This window comes from Agarivorans sp. QJM3NY_33 (assembly GCF_050870865.2).
Taxonomy (GTDB): Bacteria; Pseudomonadota; Gammaproteobacteria; order Enterobacterales; family Celerinatantimonadaceae; genus Agarivorans.
On the sequence record NZ_CP194039.2, the window covers coordinates 3040371 to 3054736 of the forward strand.

Consider the following 14366-nt stretch of genomic DNA (forward strand, 5'->3'; position numbering starts at 1 on the left):
AAGAACACTCATAAAGACATGAGGCAAATTCATGAATAAATTCACGGACGAAACCGACAAAGAGACCGTCAATCGATTAAGCCAGGCGGCCCCCTTACTCGCGGCGATCGTTGACGAGCTAAACTTTACCAAGGCTGCCGAGCGGCTCAATGTACAACAGTCTGCAATCAGCCATAGAGTCCGGGCATTGGAAGAAAAACTTGGGCTCACCCTTTTCGAGCGCAGCACCAAAAATCTTCGTCTGACAGCTGCAGGAAAAATACTCTGTGAAGCAGCACGACAGTCCATGTCGGTCTGGCAACCCGCATTAGATAAGCTCGAAAAAAACCAAAGCGCTGACCAGATTAGACTTTCTTTACCTTCTTCTCTCGCCATGAAATGGGCGATCCCAATTTTGCCAAATGCAAGCTCAGAGGGACTATCAATATCGCTTGAAGTGAAAGACGATTTGACTGACTTTCGTCATGATGATACCGACGCAGCCATCAGATTCGGCGTCGGCCCCTACCCCGGCTTACATGCAATTCACCTGACTCACTGCAAAATACAAGCCGTGGTCAGTCCTCGCTTCCTCAACGGTGTCGTAGACCAAAGCGAACAAGCCTTACTCGAGCAAAAAATGTCACTATTGTCAGACCGACGAGGGGCCAAAGACAATACTGGTTATCACTGGCAAAACTACTTCGAAAAAACCGGCTCTCTCATCGAACCCTTCACCTGCAAACATCAATTTGATCGGGCCGACCTAATGATTCAGGCCGCGGTTAGTGGTATGGGGATTGGTCTGGGCAGAACATTACTGATAGAAAATGACCTGAAGGCGGGTTTTCTAAAAACACTTGGCCCTTCAGTGAACATCGAGTCCAGTTACTGGCTGGTTTGTTCGGCTAATTTTGCGCAAAGCAAACGCTTTAAGCTGCTGCAGCATTGGCTCAAAAAGGAAATTCAAGCGACGGTCAATCAATCTCATGCCATTCAATAAACATCGATATGCAAGCAAGGCGGAACACTATCCTTGCTTACGAATGACTCGGGGAGCAGGTCGCTTCATCGGCAAACATCCATCAATTTAGTGCCGCCCCCAAATCTGCCATCACCGCGACCCATGCATCCGGGCGTGCATATTTCGCTACCTAACGAAGCAAGCCTCGGCAAACCGATTATAGTACCCGGCATTCACACACAATTGATGAGCGACCCAATGATTGCCGTAATTTTTGAAGCCAAAGCCAAGCCAGAACAACAACAGCGTTACTTTCAGCTGTCGGCAGAGCTAAAACCCTTACTCTCTGATATAGATGGATTTATTTCTGTAGAGCGTTTCACCAGCCTCGCGGACCCAGAGAAATTTCTATCCCTATCCTGGTGGCGCGATGCAGAATCGATTCGCCAATGGAAAACAAATATGCAGCACCAATCGGCGCAAACCGAGGGCTATCAGTCGATTTTTTCTTTTTATCAGATCCAAGTTGCCGAAGTGATTAAAGATGATTCATCAAACACCAAAGGAAAGCACAATGTATGATATTCATGTCTGTTTAAAAAATCAGCCCGGACAACTGGCGGCATTAGCAAGTCTGCTTGGCAGCCATGGCGTGGGCCTTGAAGGCGGCGGGGTATTTTCCAGCGCGGGTCAAAGCCATGCTCATTTTCTGGTGGAAGATGGCGAGAAGGCAAAACAAGTATTACAAAGTCACGACTTGCAAGTCATCGGCGTTTGTAAACCACTGATCAGAAAACTAAAACAAGAGCGCCCCGGAGAGCTGGGTGAAATTGCAGCAAGCCTCGCCAATATTGGGGTAAATATTGTGACCCAGTACAGCGATCATGCCAACCGCTTGATCCTGATTACAGATAATTTTAAGCTGGCCGAACAAGCCACCAAACAATGGACCGTCAACGCTTGAGCAGCCACCCGCATCTTTCTCAGCAAAATGTTGAAGATAATATTCAACCCGTCTCAATGGCAGCACTTGCTGCTGCCCTATCGGATGTCTCCAGAGTCAAAATTATTTGCGCCTTAATGGATGGTCGGGCCTGGACCGCTACTGAGCTGAGCGTGATAGCAGATATTGCGCCCTCCACCACGAGTGCTCATCTTGCTCGACTGCTCAAGGAAGCATTGATTAGCTGCCTGTCTCAAGGGCGGCATCGCTATTACCGCCTCGCGGGTGCGGATGTCGCCAATCTGGTTGAAACGCTGATGGGCGTCTCCTGGAAAAGAATCGAACCGCCCAAAAGTCGAACGCCAATTGAATTAAAGCAGGCCAGAACCTGTTACGACCACCTCGCTGGTGAACTGGCGGTCAATATTTATGATGCGCTGCTCAGCAATCAGTGGCTAGAGAAAGATGGGCAACACTTAAGCCCCTTGGGAAAGCAAAAATTTGCAGATCTTGGGCTAAACCTCCAGCCAAAAACCAAGCGTAAATACTGTTGTCCTTGTTTAGACTGGAGCGAGAGGAAATACCACCTTGGCGGCCACCTGGGCGCAGAACTCTTCAGCTGCTTCGAGAATCGCGGCTGGCTGATTCGCGTCAGCGGATATCGAATGGTGAACATCTCGAAAACAGGCCGGCAAGCTTTTAAAAAATTATTTGCGATTACCGTCTAGCCAGCGAAGGCTAATGCAAATCTTCAGCGAACAATGATCAGCTGGGCAGGACTCACTGCCGCTTGCTAAAAATACCACTGGCAATCAGTACTCCAGCGCTCACCAATAGCAGCCCCACGATGGAATAAACCTCGATCATTTCGCCCAAAACAGGAACCGCTATCAAGGCCGCTAAAACAGGGGTAAAGGCACCAATCGCGGCCATGTTTTCGGCTCCCAAGCGTTGAATGGCAAAGCCATAACTAAAACCCGTGAGCAAACCGACCAATAAGCTTTGCACCAAAAACTGCCACGCTAACATCTGCCATGGCGTGTCCACTAACTGACTAGACACCAAACCAGTCGACCATAACAACAGCAAAACCAGCACCGAAACCAGTCCCATCAAAGCCGTAGAAACCAGCGGCGGCAGGCCAGCTATCCGTAAACTCACCGTATAAATCGCCCAAAAAAGACTCGCGGCAAGCAACAATAAGTCGCCAATCCAAGTTCCAGCAGGGGCCGTGAGCAAAGATAAGCTAAAGAGGACCACGACGCCCAGAGTCACTAGGCAGAGACCGATTTTACGTTGAATGCTCACCCTTTCTTGATAAAAAACCACCGCCAATAAAGTCACAAATAGCGGATAAGCCCCCAAAATTAATAAACCGGCATGGGAGGCTGGAGCGTACTTAAGACCGGTGGCGCTCAAATAGAAAAATGGCACGCCCGCACCGGCAACTATCCCCAATAACAGCGTTGGCGAAACACCTTTCAGTAAGGCTCTCGAGCGCCATAAAATAGGCAGCAGCAACAGCGCTGGCGGCGAATAACGCAACAAGCCAAGGTCAAAAAAGCCTAAAGAATTGGTCACCCCGGCCCGCATGCTCACCAGCCAGAAAGCCCAAATAGAAATACTCACCAGAGCGGTGAGTAAACCATAACGAAACGCCCCGCCAGTGGCATACTGTTTATAGTGGGGGGCGGTGTTGGAGCTGCAAGTATCAGACATAACGCTTTCCTTATGGCGTACCGAAAGTCTATTATCCAGCCAATATGGTGAGCATGTCCTTGCAATATCCAACCCAAATTTTGAATAAATTGCTATACTATGCCAAATTACCCTTCCTAATATTAATAGTATGCCAAAATGAACAAAACAGACATCGAGATCTTATCCCGACTGCAAGACGATGGACGCCTCACCAATGTCGCCCTCTCGGAGCAGATTTGTTTATCGCCCTCGCCGTGTCTGCGACGCGTAAAACAATTAGAGCAAAGTGGCGTGATTCAGGGCTACCACGCGCGCGTTGATCGGCAAAAAGCGGGCTTCTCGATGACTATTTTTGTAGAGGTACGACTGAACACCCATGAAGTTAGCGCCCATACGGCTTTTGAAACGGCGATGATCGACATGCAAGACATCGTTAGCGCCCATCTGGTTTCAGGCACCGCCGATTATAGTCTGGAAGTTGTGGCGATTGATTTAAATGATTACGAAGGTATTTTAAAACGCCTGCAAGGACTCCCCCATGTGAAGGATATCCAGAGTCACGTCGCGATCCGTTGTGTGAAATCAGCGGCCCCACTGCCGTTGACAAAGGTGAGCCGGTAACGGATAAAACGTGGCGGCTGCTGAAGTACTTTTGGCAAGCTTAACTTGTTGCAGCTTACGCAAATAGCACACCGCTGCGCTTCAGCGGCCACTCATTGAGCCAGTGCCATCATGTCTTGCTCAAGCTCCGCCAGCGGCTTGTCCTCGGCGAACCATGCCATCACCTGCTGCATGGTGGGTTCTGCGATCCCTTGATTGGCGGCCAGGTAAAGCCAGCTAAGCTGGTTGTTATCGATTGCCGCGCAGAGCCGATGGTTTGCGCTGGCCGCCTGAATGGTTCTGCTGCGCGCTGTCGTGAGCGCAAGATGAATGCGTTCATCGAGCCCTTGCAGGCTTTGTTGACTCTCGATTTGATACAGATAAGCACCTGTGGTTTTTCGTCTCACCCAATAGTCAATCTGGCCAAGTTCGACAGGCTCTCGAACCAACAACAGCGCAAAGCTGCTCATCGGACAGTCGGCAATTTTAACCGGCGTAAATTTAAACTCCGGCTGCCCCGACAAGCGATCCGCTCTTGCGTCAATCAAGCCCCCCGGCTTGCTGTTCGACGCGGTCAGTTCATTCCAGTGGATCGGCACAAAAACTTCATCGCGCCGCATCGATGTCGTTTCAATCACTCGGCTCATACAATCGCCATGGCGATTACTCACTTTTGCCAACAGCCCATGTGTTACTGCATATTTTTTCGCCGTATCGGGATGCACCAGCAGATAAGGCTCTGGCATATGTGTGGCCAGTCGCGCAGACAAACCGGTTCGAGTCATGGTATGCCAATGATCGCGAGTTCGTCCGGTATTCAAAATCAGCGGGAAATCTGCGCAGACTTGAATTGATGGCGCGCGATAAGTCACCGCTACAAAGTTAGCTTTTCGATTGGGAGTATAAAACCTGCCATCTTCAAACAGCCGCTGATGACTCACGGAGCGTTGCTGTTTCAACACCGGCCATTGTTGCGGCAGTAACTGCTGGTATTCGCTGCCGCTAAGATGACTCAAACCTGCCAGATTTAAGTCTCTTTCAAAACCTTGATTATCCAGCGCGGTGAGCGCCGCATGCTCTTTAAATACCGCCCCTTCATGGGCGTAGCTAAATTGTTCTTTAAACCCCATCCTCTGCGCCACCTGTGAAATAATCCACCAGTCGGGTTTGGCCTGCCCCGGGCTGGCTAATAAACGCCGCTGGCGAGAGATCCGACGTTCCGAGTTAGTGACCGTTCCCGACTTTTCACTCCAGCCCTGCGCCGGCAGTAATACATCGGCAAACTGCGTCGTTGCGGTTTTTTCGATGCAATCGGAGACGACGACAAAGGGGCATTTTTCAAGGGCCCGTTTAATTTTACTGCTATCGGGCAAACTCACCACTGGATTGGTCGCCATGATCCACAGCGCTTTGATTTTGCCGGCAGCGATGGCCTCAAACATATCCAGCGCTTTTAGTCCCGGCTCGGTGGCCATGTGCTCGGCCTGCCAAAAGCTGGCAACCCGCTCAATATCCTGCGGATTAAACTCCATATGCGCGGCTAAGGTATTGGCTAAAGCCCCAACTTCCCTGCCCCCCATGGCATTGGGCTGGCCAGTGATGGAAAACGGCCCGCAGCCGGGTTTACCAATTTTCCCGGTGGCTAAATGACAGTTAATAATACTATTAACTTTGTCAGAGCCCTGCGAAGACTGATTCACCCCTTGAGAATAAATGGTAAGCACCCGCTCGGTGCGAGCAAAAGCCTCAAAAAATGCCTGACATTCGGCTTCACTGAGGCCAATGTCATGCACCGCCTGAGCATCACTGCTGGCCGAGGCATAAGCCTGCTCAAAGTGCTGAGTATGTTGGGCAATAAAGTCCTGATCAAGCTCACCCTGCGCCGCCAGATAAGCCAATAATTGATTAAACAGTACCACATCGCTTCCCGGTGCAATCGCAAGATGCAGATCGGCAATATCGCAAGATTCGTTGTTGCGGGGATCGATCACAATGACTTGAAGCGCTGCATTGTTCTGTTTCGCCACAATTAATCGCTGAAATAACACCGGATGGCACCACGCCAGATTAGACCCAACTAAAATAACCAGCTCGGCTTGCTCGATATCCTGATAGCACACCGCAACCGTATCCATGCCAAATGCCCGTTTCTGCCCCACCACCGCCGAGGCCATACATAAACGGGAGTTACTATCGATATTTGCGGTTCCCAGAAAACCCTTGATCAGTTTATTCGCCACATAATAGTCTTCAGTTAATAGCTGCCCAGAGACGTAAAATGCCACGGCATCGGGGCCGTGCTCACCAATGATTTGGCTAAACTGCTCTGCAACCCGATTTAAGGCATGCTCCCAGTCGATGTCCACAAAGCCATCAGGCTGCTTCAGTTGCGGCGACATTAATCGCCCATCGTGAATCACCGTATCGCCAAGCGCGATGCCCTTGGTACACAATTTCCCAAAATTTGCCGGGTGCTGTTGGTCTCCTCTGATCTCTAAACGACCACTGGCGAGCACTCTTGCCTCTACACCACAACCCACACCACAATAGGCACAGGTGGTTTTTATCCATCCTTCCACGTCTCTCATAAGTAACCTCAAAGACCAACATTAGAGAGAATTAGAGCAAATACCATTCCAAATCAATGAAAACAACAAAAAACAAATTAAAGATGTTTTTAATCAGCATCTTGAATTAACAACTACCACTAAAGTGGTAGCTGCATAAGGACCTGCCATCTACCTATTTAGTTGTAGTTTGGTCGATTATAAATAATCATCGCACCTTAAATGCCCATAATCATTATTATTTGAAAAACCCAAGCTTCACACTCAAAGCTGAAAATTCAAAAGTAAATAATATAAATAATTGATAAACAACAATAAATATAAAGCAAAACGAACATATAGCTAGCCTTGGCACTCATATTGCGTTGAGTGAAATATGAATTTTATAAAACGCAGTGGTGGCCGCAATGCATGTCAATCAATCACTTTATGGTGTGGTTTCTTTAGTCGGCGCAGGCCCGGGCGATCCGGAGCTACTGACGCTAAAGGCACTCAAAACCATTCAGGCTGCCGATGTGATTGTCTATGACAAGCTGGTCAGTCAGGAAATACAAACGCTGTTCCCCGCTGGGGCAGAACAAATCTGCGTCGGCAAAGCCAAAGGCAAGCACAGCTATCAGCAGGATCAAATCAACCGTCTTCTCCGCGATTATGCCCAAAGAGGTTACCGGGTATGTCGCCTCAAAGGCGGAGATGCTTTGGTGTTTGGCCGCGGCAGTGAAGAAATGCTCTATCTTGCCAGACACGGTATTCAAGTGAATGTGGTGCCGGGCATTACCGCTGCTTCTGGCTGCTCAACTTACGCCAACATTCCCCTCACCCACCGAGGCCTTGCGCAAGGCTGCAGCTTTATAACTGCGCATGCCGAACAGTCACTCGATGTGAACTGGCAAGCGCTAGCACAATTGAAGCAAACCCTGGTTATCTATATGGGATTAAGCAAAGTCAGGCTGATCCAATCTCAATTAATGCGCTACGACATGGATCCGGCCACGCCGGTCGCCATCATTGAAAATGGCTGCACCGCCAAACAAAGACAGTTTATCGGTCAATTAGATGGCTTGGAAAACCTCGCCAGCAAACATCAGCTAAAGTCTCCTGCGCTGATTGTAATTGGCAAAGTGGTGACGCTTGCTTCGCAATTAGCAACTCTGGAACAAGACCATCTTCTCCAGTTTTCCAGCCCAGCAACACAACAACTCTCGTTAATCGCCTAAACCTCGGGTCAATGAGTCGATTTAATTAAAAAGGAATTTGCATCATGAATAAGCAAAAAATCATCGTGGTTGGCAACGGAATGGTTGGTCACAAATTTATTGATCTGCTGCTGCAAAGCCAAGCCGAAGATCTGGAGATCCTGACCTTCTCGGAAGAACCGCGCCTGGCTTACGACCGGGTCCAGTTAACCGCCTATTTTTCCGGAAAATCTGCGGAGGATCTGGCCTTAACCAGCGAAGGCTATTATCAACAGCACGGGGTCAATTATCTGCTGAATGAAAAAGTCACTGCGATTCACCCCGGCAATAAAACTATCCAAACCGCCTCGGGACGCGAAGAGTCCTACGACAAGCTGATATTGGCAACCGGCTCCTATCCGTTTGTACCGGCTATTCCCGGTCATGATCGGGAGCATTGTTATGTCTATCGTACTCTCGAAGACCTCGATGCCATCGCTTTGGCGAGTCAGTCCTGCAAGTCCGGCGTGATTATCGGCGGTGGATTGTTGGGACTGGAAGCCGCCAATGCCATCAAAAATCTGGCATTAGAGACTCACGTGGTAGAATTTGCCCCACGCTTGATGGCAGTACAACTCGATCAGGATGGGGGCGACTTACTGCGCCATAAAATCGAAGCATTGGGCGTGCAGGTACATACCGCTAAAGCCACCACCGAAATCGTTGACGGCGAACAGTCTCGCTACCGCATGAATTTTGCCGATGGCTCTTATCTCGAAACCGATATGATCGTATTCTCCGCGGGGATCCGTCCTCAAGATAGCTTAGCCAAAAATGCCGATATTCAGATTGGTCCCCGTGGCGGCATCGTGATTAACAATTTCTGCCAAACCAATTTCGAGGATATCTACGCCATTGGCGAATGTGCCCTATGGCAGCAGCGTATCTTTGGTCTGGTAGCACCCGGCTACCAAATGGCCAAGGTGGCGGCCCAACATCTGCTCGGTCAGCCCGAGCCCATGGAATTTACCGGTGCCGACATGAGCACCAAATTGAAGTTACTGGGGATCGATGTGGCCAGCATTGGCGAGGTGCATGGCGCAACGCAAGGGGCGCTCTCCTATACCTACAAAGACGATATTGAACAAGTCTACAAGCGACTGATTGTCTCGGCAGATAAACAAAAAATTATTGGCGCAGTGCTGGTTGGCGATACTCAAGCCTACGGCAATATTTTACAACTACAGCAAAATAACTTGGCACTGCCGGAAAATCCATCGGTACTGATCCTGCCCAACGTTGCCGAAGATCAGTCGCCAGGCTTAGGTGTTGATGCGCTGCCCGACAGTGCGGTGATTTGCTCCTGCTTCGACGTAAGCAAAGGCCACATCAAACAGGCGGTTGCTGCAGGCTGCAGTTCGATGGCCGCACTCAAAGAAATGACCAATGCCTCCACCGGATGTGGCGGCTGCAGCGCGCTGGCCAAGCAAGTCTTAGACAGCGAACTGGCAAAATCAGGAGTTGAAGTGAATAACCACATTTGCGAACACTTCGCCTATTCTCGCCAGGAACTGAGTGATCTGATTCGGGTCAATCAAATCAAAACCTTTGAGCAATTGCTCACAAGCTACGGTTCAGGCTTAGGTTGTGAGATCTGCAAACCCACGGCGGGCTCTATCCTCGCCTCCTACTGGAATGAGTATATTTTGCAGGATCAGCATATCGAGCTACAGGATACCAACGATATCTACCTGGGCAATATGCAAAAAGACGGGAGCTATTCAGTGGTGCCAAGAATACCTGGCGGAGAAATCACTCCCGAAAAACTAATTGTCATTGGTCAGGTGGCCTGCGAATTTCAGCTTTACACCAAAATTACCGGTGGCCAGCGCATCGATTTATTTGGCGCTCAACTCAACGACTTGCCGCAAATCTGGCAGCGTCTGGTGGATGCCGGTTTTGAAACGGGTCATGCCTATGGCAAATCCTTGCGGACGGTTAAATCTTGCGTGGGGAACAGCTGGTGTCGTTATGGTGTGCAAGATAGCCTGGGCTTCGCCATTGATCTGGAAAACCGTTATAAAGGCTTACGCTCTCCGCATAAATTAAAATTTGCCGTCTCGGGTTGCACCCGGGAATGTGCCGAAGCACAATCCAAAGACATTGGCATCATCGCCACAGACCAAGGCTGGAATTTATACGTCTGCGGCAACGGCGGCATGCGCCCCCGACATGCTGATCTTTTTGCGACTGATTTGGATGATGCCACGCTGATCCAATATGTCGATCGCCTGTTGATGTTCTACATACGCACCGCCGATCGACTCCAAAGAACCTCTGTCTGGTTAGAAAATCTAGAAGGCGGCATCGACTACCTCAAGCAAGTGATTATCGAAGATAAACTCGGCCTGAACGCCGAATTAGAACAGGCCATGGCCGCCACCATCAGTCAATATCAGTGTGAATGGAAAACCACCCTTGAGTCACCCGACAAATTAAAACGTTTTAATCACTTCATTAACAGCGACGAGCGGGATGAAAACCAGCGCTTTATCAGTATTCGCCAGCAGAAATGTCCTGATCTCAAGATAAACCAATTAGCAATTGACGTTGCCACCGTTAACTAATACCACCAGCCCTGAGGAGAATATGCCATGGATAACTGGCTCACTATTTGTAAGAGCGAAGATATTGCGCCCAACACCGGTGTATGCGCTAAAGTTGGCGATAATCAGGTTGCGATCTTTCTCAGCAGCCGAACCAACAGTGTACACGCGATTACCAACTTCGATCCCTTTGGGAAAGCTAACGTACTTTCCCGCGGCATCATTGGCACCATCAACGATCGCCTGTGTGTCGCGTCCCCCCTATACAAACAGCACTTTGATCTGCACACCGGAGAGTGTCTGGAACAACCAGAAATTCAACTACACACCTATCAAGTTCGAATCAATCAAGGTTCTATCGAAATCAAACAATAGACAAGACAGCCTCATCCCCCATAACGAACTGAACAAGCTGACCCAGGCTTCAGTTATGGGCGGGATGTCGCGTTCTAAAAAATACTAGTTATATAGGGAAATATTATGGATAGCACAAAAATTTCACTCCTTTCCTTTCAAGGAAAAATGAAAACCCTCCATCTCAGCTGGATGGCATTTTTTATTACTTTCGTAGTTTGGTTTAACTTTGCACCTTTACTGCAAGCGGTAAAAGTCTCGCTGGGATTATCAACGGAAGAAATCAAAACTTTACTGATTCTAAATGTAGCGTTAACCATCCCCGCCCGAGTCCTGATAGGCATGTTTACTGATCGATTTGGGCCTCGCATCGTTTATTCGGCCCTATTAGCCATTTGTTCCATCCCCTGCTTTATGTTTGCTTTTGCCGACTCATTTATTCAAGCGGCAATTGCTCGTTTCTTATTGGGCTTCATCGGTGCTGGATTTGTGATTGGGATCCGCCTTGTTTCTGAGTGGTTTCCTCACCACCAACTAGGGATGGCTGAAGGTATTTATGGGGGCTGGGGGAACTTCGGCTCTGCCGCTGCAGCGTTTACGTTGCCAACACTAGCGCTAATTTTTGGTGGAGATGACGGTTGGCGTTATGCCATTGCCATCACTGGTTTAATGAGTTTATTGTTCTCGTTTGTATTCTTCTTTAACGTTAGCGATACCCCTAAAGGGGCGACCTATTTCAAACCAAAACACCTATCGGCCATGGAAGTGACATCCAAAGGTGATTTCTTCCTGTTACTCGCCATGAAAGTACCGATGTATGCAGTGCTTGCTTTACTGGCATGGAAATTATCTCCGGGTGGTGTGGGAATGCTAGAGCAATGGGTCGTCAACTCAATCTATATGGGTTTAATTGGGCTTTATGTCCTCGATGCTCATCAGGTATGGAAAGTAAATAAATCGGTATTTGTGGAACCTGTTGAAGCGATCCATCAATACAAATTTAAACAAGTGGCAGTATTAAACTTACTATACTTCGCCACCTTTGGTTCTGAGCTTGCGGTGATTTCTATGTTGCCATTATTTTTCTCTGAAACCTTCGAACTGTCGCCAGTGGTCGCCGGGATGGTTGCCTCAGCGTATGCCTTCATGAATTTAATGTCGCGACCCGGCGGCGGCTTAATTTCCGATAAATTTGGTCGTAAGCTTACCCTGCTGATTTTAACCGCCGGATTAGCCGTGGGTTATTTTCTGATGGGAAATGTCAATGCCCAATGGCCTTTATGGTTAGCCGTTGCCGCTGCCATGGCGTGCTCATTCTTCGTACAAGCGGGTGAAGGCGCGGTATTTGCCACGGTGCCCTTGATTAAACGTCGTATGACTGGACAAATTGCAGGCATGACCGGGGCTTATGGTAATGTGGGAGCGGTAGTCTATTTAACCATTCTTTCGTTTGTGGAATATCAGACTTTCTTTTATGTCATCGCATGTACCGCGGTTGTCGGCTTTATCGCACTGATGTTTATGGAAGAGCCAAACGGTAAAATCGCTGAAGTAAACGATGATGGTAGTGTCACTTTAATCGATGTTTCCAACTAAATATCGCGACATCATCGCCAAGCGATTGATATAAAACACTCAAAGCTCGAATGGCAAGCCCATCGAGCTTTTATCTACGAGCCAATTTATGAACCAGAGTGAGTCAGGAATACAGCGAATGTTGGGCGCAGAAGGGGCGAATTGGATAAGTTTTTCCGGTCACTCCAGCCAAGGGGTCCGCGATCAAAACCAAGATGCATTTATCGTCAAATCGCCATTGAGCAGCGATGAACTCACCTATAAGGGCATTCTTGGATGCATCGCTGATGGCGTGAGCTGCAGTGAACAAGGGCAGCGTGCAAGCCATACTGCGGTCACTCAATTTGTCAGCGACTACTATTCAACACCGGTCAGTTGGAGTGTGAAACATGCGGTGATGAAAATTCTCAAACCTCTAAATTATTGGCTCTTTTCACAAGGAAAACCCCATCTGCAACACAATGGCATGATCACCACATTCAGCGCCATTATTTTTAAATCAAATACCGCCCACCTATTTCACGTAGGAGACAGCCGAATTTATCGATATAGAGATCAGCAACTAACCCTGCTGACTCGAGATCATCAACGGATTGGCATTGGCACAAACGGGGTATTAACACGCGCCTTGGGAATGGATGAGCACCTAGAAATCGACTATCAAAGCTGTTTACTTCAAGCAGGCGATCGATTTGTGCTAACCACCGATGGGGTTCACGAATTTATTCCAGATGAGCAATTACAGCCGTTACTTTGCCAGTCACTGCCAATAACCTGTCTCAGCGAGCAAATATGTCAGGCGGCGCTGGAACGAGGCAGCAGCGATAATACCAGCTGCATTGCTTTTGAAATACTCAACTTAAGCAAATATGATCTGTTAGAACACCAACAAATACTACTAGCTAGAAACATCCCACCAGCACTAAGCGAAGGGCATGTTATCGACCATTTTCAAGTACTGAAAGTGCTCTACGAAGGCAGTCGAAGCCATCTGTATCTGGCAATGGATAAGATTGCCAATCAAAAACGAGTCATTAAAGTCCCTTCACTGAATGCACAAGACGAGCGCGCGACCCTCCAGCGATTCGCCAACGAGTATTGGATTGCTTCTCAACTGCAAAACCCTCGCATCATGAAGATGTATCCTTGCCCCGCAACCAGCGACTATCTCTACCAGATCTGTGAATATATCGAAGGGGTGACGCTACGCCAGTGGATGCTTGATAACCCTTGTCCGTCCTTAAGAACCGTCAGAGAAATATTGAAAGAAGTGATTGCTGCTTTACGGGTTTTGCAGCGCGCCGATATGGTTCATCGAGATCTAAAACCAGAAAACATTATGCTGATGCACGGCAATTTGGTAAAAATTATAGATTTTGGCACGGTCGAGGTTAAAGGCGCCTTGGAAGCCTTGCCTGAAGTAAACCAAGCGCTCCCCTTGGGTTCGGTGAATTACACCGCACCAGAATACATAAATACAGGCCAAGCCACAATTTACTCGGATCTATTTTCCGTCGCCGTGATCGGCTATGAAATGTTATGTGGGAACCTGCCTTTTAAAAGCTCGTCACAACAAAATATCCAACACGCTAGACAAATAAAATGGGCCTATCGGCCAATACAACAGAGCCGTTCTGATATCCCATTATGGGTGGATTTAGCGTTTGCAAAAGCCACTTCCCCCCAGCCAAATCAGCGCTACTCAGCCTTGGGGGATTTTATCACTGATATTTATAGCCCTAATATGGCACTATCTAAACGAACAGAAAATAGACCTTTATTAAAACGAAATCCGTTGTTGTTTTGGAAATGTCTGGCCTTATTCGCTAGTGTGCTCTCGGTTATCGAAGGGCTTTTACTTTTATCACAGAGAATACAATAAACATTGCTATGGTTGCATTA

General features: G+C 48.4%; 12 protein-coding genes. 10 read left to right on the top strand and 2 right to left on the bottom strand.

Annotated elements, in window-relative coordinates; genetic code table 11:
• Positions 1 to 31 precede the first annotated feature (31 nt).
• The 4 genes from ACRRSY_RS13650 to ACRRSY_RS13665 all read left to right on the top strand — a co-directional run bounded on the left by ACRRSY_RS13650 (position 32) and on the right by ACRRSY_RS13665 (position 2614).
• Entirely contained in the window at positions 32 to 982 is a 951-nt protein-coding gene (locus tag ACRRSY_RS13650; protein WP_432463429.1) for a LysR family transcriptional regulator, read from the top strand.
• Between the two features lie 219 nt (positions 983 to 1201).
• The gene (locus ACRRSY_RS13655) at positions 1202 to 1525 is read left to right on the top strand and encodes an antibiotic biosynthesis monooxygenase family protein (protein WP_432463430.1); all 324 of its coding nucleotides are present in this window, start codon (positions 1202 to 1204) and stop codon (positions 1523 to 1525) included.
• On the top strand, positions 1518 to 1907 hold the full coding sequence (locus ACRRSY_RS13660) for a hypothetical protein (RefSeq protein WP_432452661.1): 390 nt from the start codon (positions 1518 to 1520) through the stop codon (positions 1905 to 1907). Before ACRRSY_RS13655 ends, ACRRSY_RS13660 begins: the two co-directional genes overlap by 8 nt.
• A complete protein-coding gene (locus ACRRSY_RS13665; RefSeq protein WP_432463431.1) occupies positions 1889 to 2614 on the top strand; it encodes an ArsR/SmtB family transcription factor in 726 nt (241 codons plus the stop codon). Before ACRRSY_RS13660 ends, ACRRSY_RS13665 begins: the two co-directional genes overlap by 19 nt.
• Positions 2615 to 2666: 52 nt before the next feature.
• On the opposite strand, the gene ACRRSY_RS13670 is transcribed toward ACRRSY_RS13665, so the two are convergent.
• Complete coding sequence (locus tag ACRRSY_RS13670; RefSeq protein WP_432463432.1) at positions 2667 to 3605, bottom strand: DMT family transporter; 939 nt, start codon at positions 3603 to 3605, stop codon at positions 2667 to 2669.
• A gap of 138 nt (positions 3606 to 3743) precedes the next feature.
• On the opposite strand from ACRRSY_RS13670, the gene ACRRSY_RS13675 reads away from it, so the two are divergent.
• Entirely contained in the window at positions 3744 to 4208 is a 465-nt protein-coding gene (locus tag ACRRSY_RS13675) for an Lrp/AsnC family transcriptional regulator (RefSeq protein ID WP_432463433.1), read from the top strand.
• A 92-nt stretch (positions 4209 to 4300) separates the two neighbouring features.
• Here ACRRSY_RS13675 and ACRRSY_RS13680 read toward each other — a convergent pair whose 3' ends face one another.
• Positions 4301 to 6775, bottom strand: a complete 2475-nt coding sequence (locus ACRRSY_RS13680) for a molybdopterin oxidoreductase family protein (RefSeq protein WP_432463434.1) — start codon at positions 6773 to 6775, stop codon at positions 4301 to 4303.
• Positions 6776 to 7161: 386 nt separating this feature from the next.
• On the opposite strand from ACRRSY_RS13680, the gene cobA reads away from it, so the two are divergent.
• The 5 genes from cobA (at position 7162) to ACRRSY_RS13705 (ending at position 14346) form a co-directional block, all read left to right on the top strand.
• The gene (cobA, locus tag ACRRSY_RS13685; RefSeq protein ID WP_432452656.1) at positions 7162 to 7971 is read left to right on the top strand and encodes a uroporphyrinogen-III C-methyltransferase; all 810 of its coding nucleotides are present in this window, start codon (positions 7162 to 7164) and stop codon (positions 7969 to 7971) included.
• A 44-nt stretch (positions 7972 to 8015) separates the two neighbouring features.
• Positions 8016 to 10556, top strand: a complete 2541-nt coding sequence (nirB, locus tag ACRRSY_RS13690; RefSeq protein ID WP_432463435.1) for a nitrite reductase large subunit NirB — start codon at positions 8016 to 8018, stop codon at positions 10554 to 10556.
• Positions 10557 to 10583: 27 nt separating this feature from the next.
• Positions 10584 to 10910, top strand: coding sequence for a nitrite reductase small subunit NirD (gene nirD, locus ACRRSY_RS13695; RefSeq protein WP_432463436.1), 327 nt, complete (start codon positions 10584 to 10586; stop codon positions 10908 to 10910).
• A 105-nt stretch (positions 10911 to 11015) separates the two neighbouring features.
• The gene (locus tag ACRRSY_RS13700; protein WP_432463437.1) at positions 11016 to 12485 is read left to right on the top strand and encodes a NarK family nitrate/nitrite MFS transporter; all 1470 of its coding nucleotides are present in this window, start codon (positions 11016 to 11018) and stop codon (positions 12483 to 12485) included.
• Positions 12486 to 12573: 88 nt separating this feature from the next.
• Complete coding sequence (locus ACRRSY_RS13705; protein ID WP_432463439.1) at positions 12574 to 14346, top strand: protein kinase domain-containing protein; 1773 nt, start codon at positions 12574 to 12576, stop codon at positions 14344 to 14346.
• Positions 14347 to 14366 lie beyond the last annotated feature (20 nt).

Bases quoted from the DNA above. Each gene is read 5' to 3' on its own strand.
- ACRRSY_RS13660 (WP_432452661.1), top strand. From the start codon at position 1,518: ATGTATGATATTCATGTCTGTTTAAAAAATCAGCCCGGACAACTGGCG.
- nirD (WP_432463436.1), top strand. From the start codon at position 10,584: ATGGATAACTGGCTCACTATTTGTAAGAGCGAAGATATTGCGCCCAAC.
- ACRRSY_RS13680 (WP_432463434.1), bottom strand. From the start codon at position 6,775: ATGAGAGACGTGGAAGGATGGATAAAAACCACCTGTGCCTATTGTGGT.
- nirB (WP_432463435.1), top strand. From the start codon at position 8,016: ATGAATAAGCAAAAAATCATCGTGGTTGGCAACGGAATGGTTGGTCAC.
- ACRRSY_RS13650 (WP_432463429.1), top strand. From the start codon at position 32: ATGAATAAATTCACGGACGAAACCGACAAAGAGACCGTCAATCGATTA.
- cobA (WP_432452656.1), top strand. From the start codon at position 7,162: ATGCATGTCAATCAATCACTTTATGGTGTGGTTTCTTTAGTCGGCGCA.
- ACRRSY_RS13665 (WP_432463431.1), top strand. From the start codon at position 1,889: ATGGACCGTCAACGCTTGAGCAGCCACCCGCATCTTTCTCAGCAAAAT.
- ACRRSY_RS13675 (WP_432463433.1), top strand. From the start codon at position 3,744: ATGAACAAAACAGACATCGAGATCTTATCCCGACTGCAAGACGATGGA.
- ACRRSY_RS13705 (WP_432463439.1), top strand. From the start codon at position 12,574: ATGAACCAGAGTGAGTCAGGAATACAGCGAATGTTGGGCGCAGAAGGG.
- ACRRSY_RS13655 (WP_432463430.1), top strand. From the start codon at position 1,202: ATGATTGCCGTAATTTTTGAAGCCAAAGCCAAGCCAGAACAACAACAG.
- ACRRSY_RS13670 (WP_432463432.1), bottom strand. From the start codon at position 3,605: ATGTCTGATACTTGCAGCTCCAACACCGCCCCCCACTATAAACAGTAT.
- ACRRSY_RS13700 (WP_432463437.1), top strand. From the start codon at position 11,016: ATGGATAGCACAAAAATTTCACTCCTTTCCTTTCAAGGAAAAATGAAA.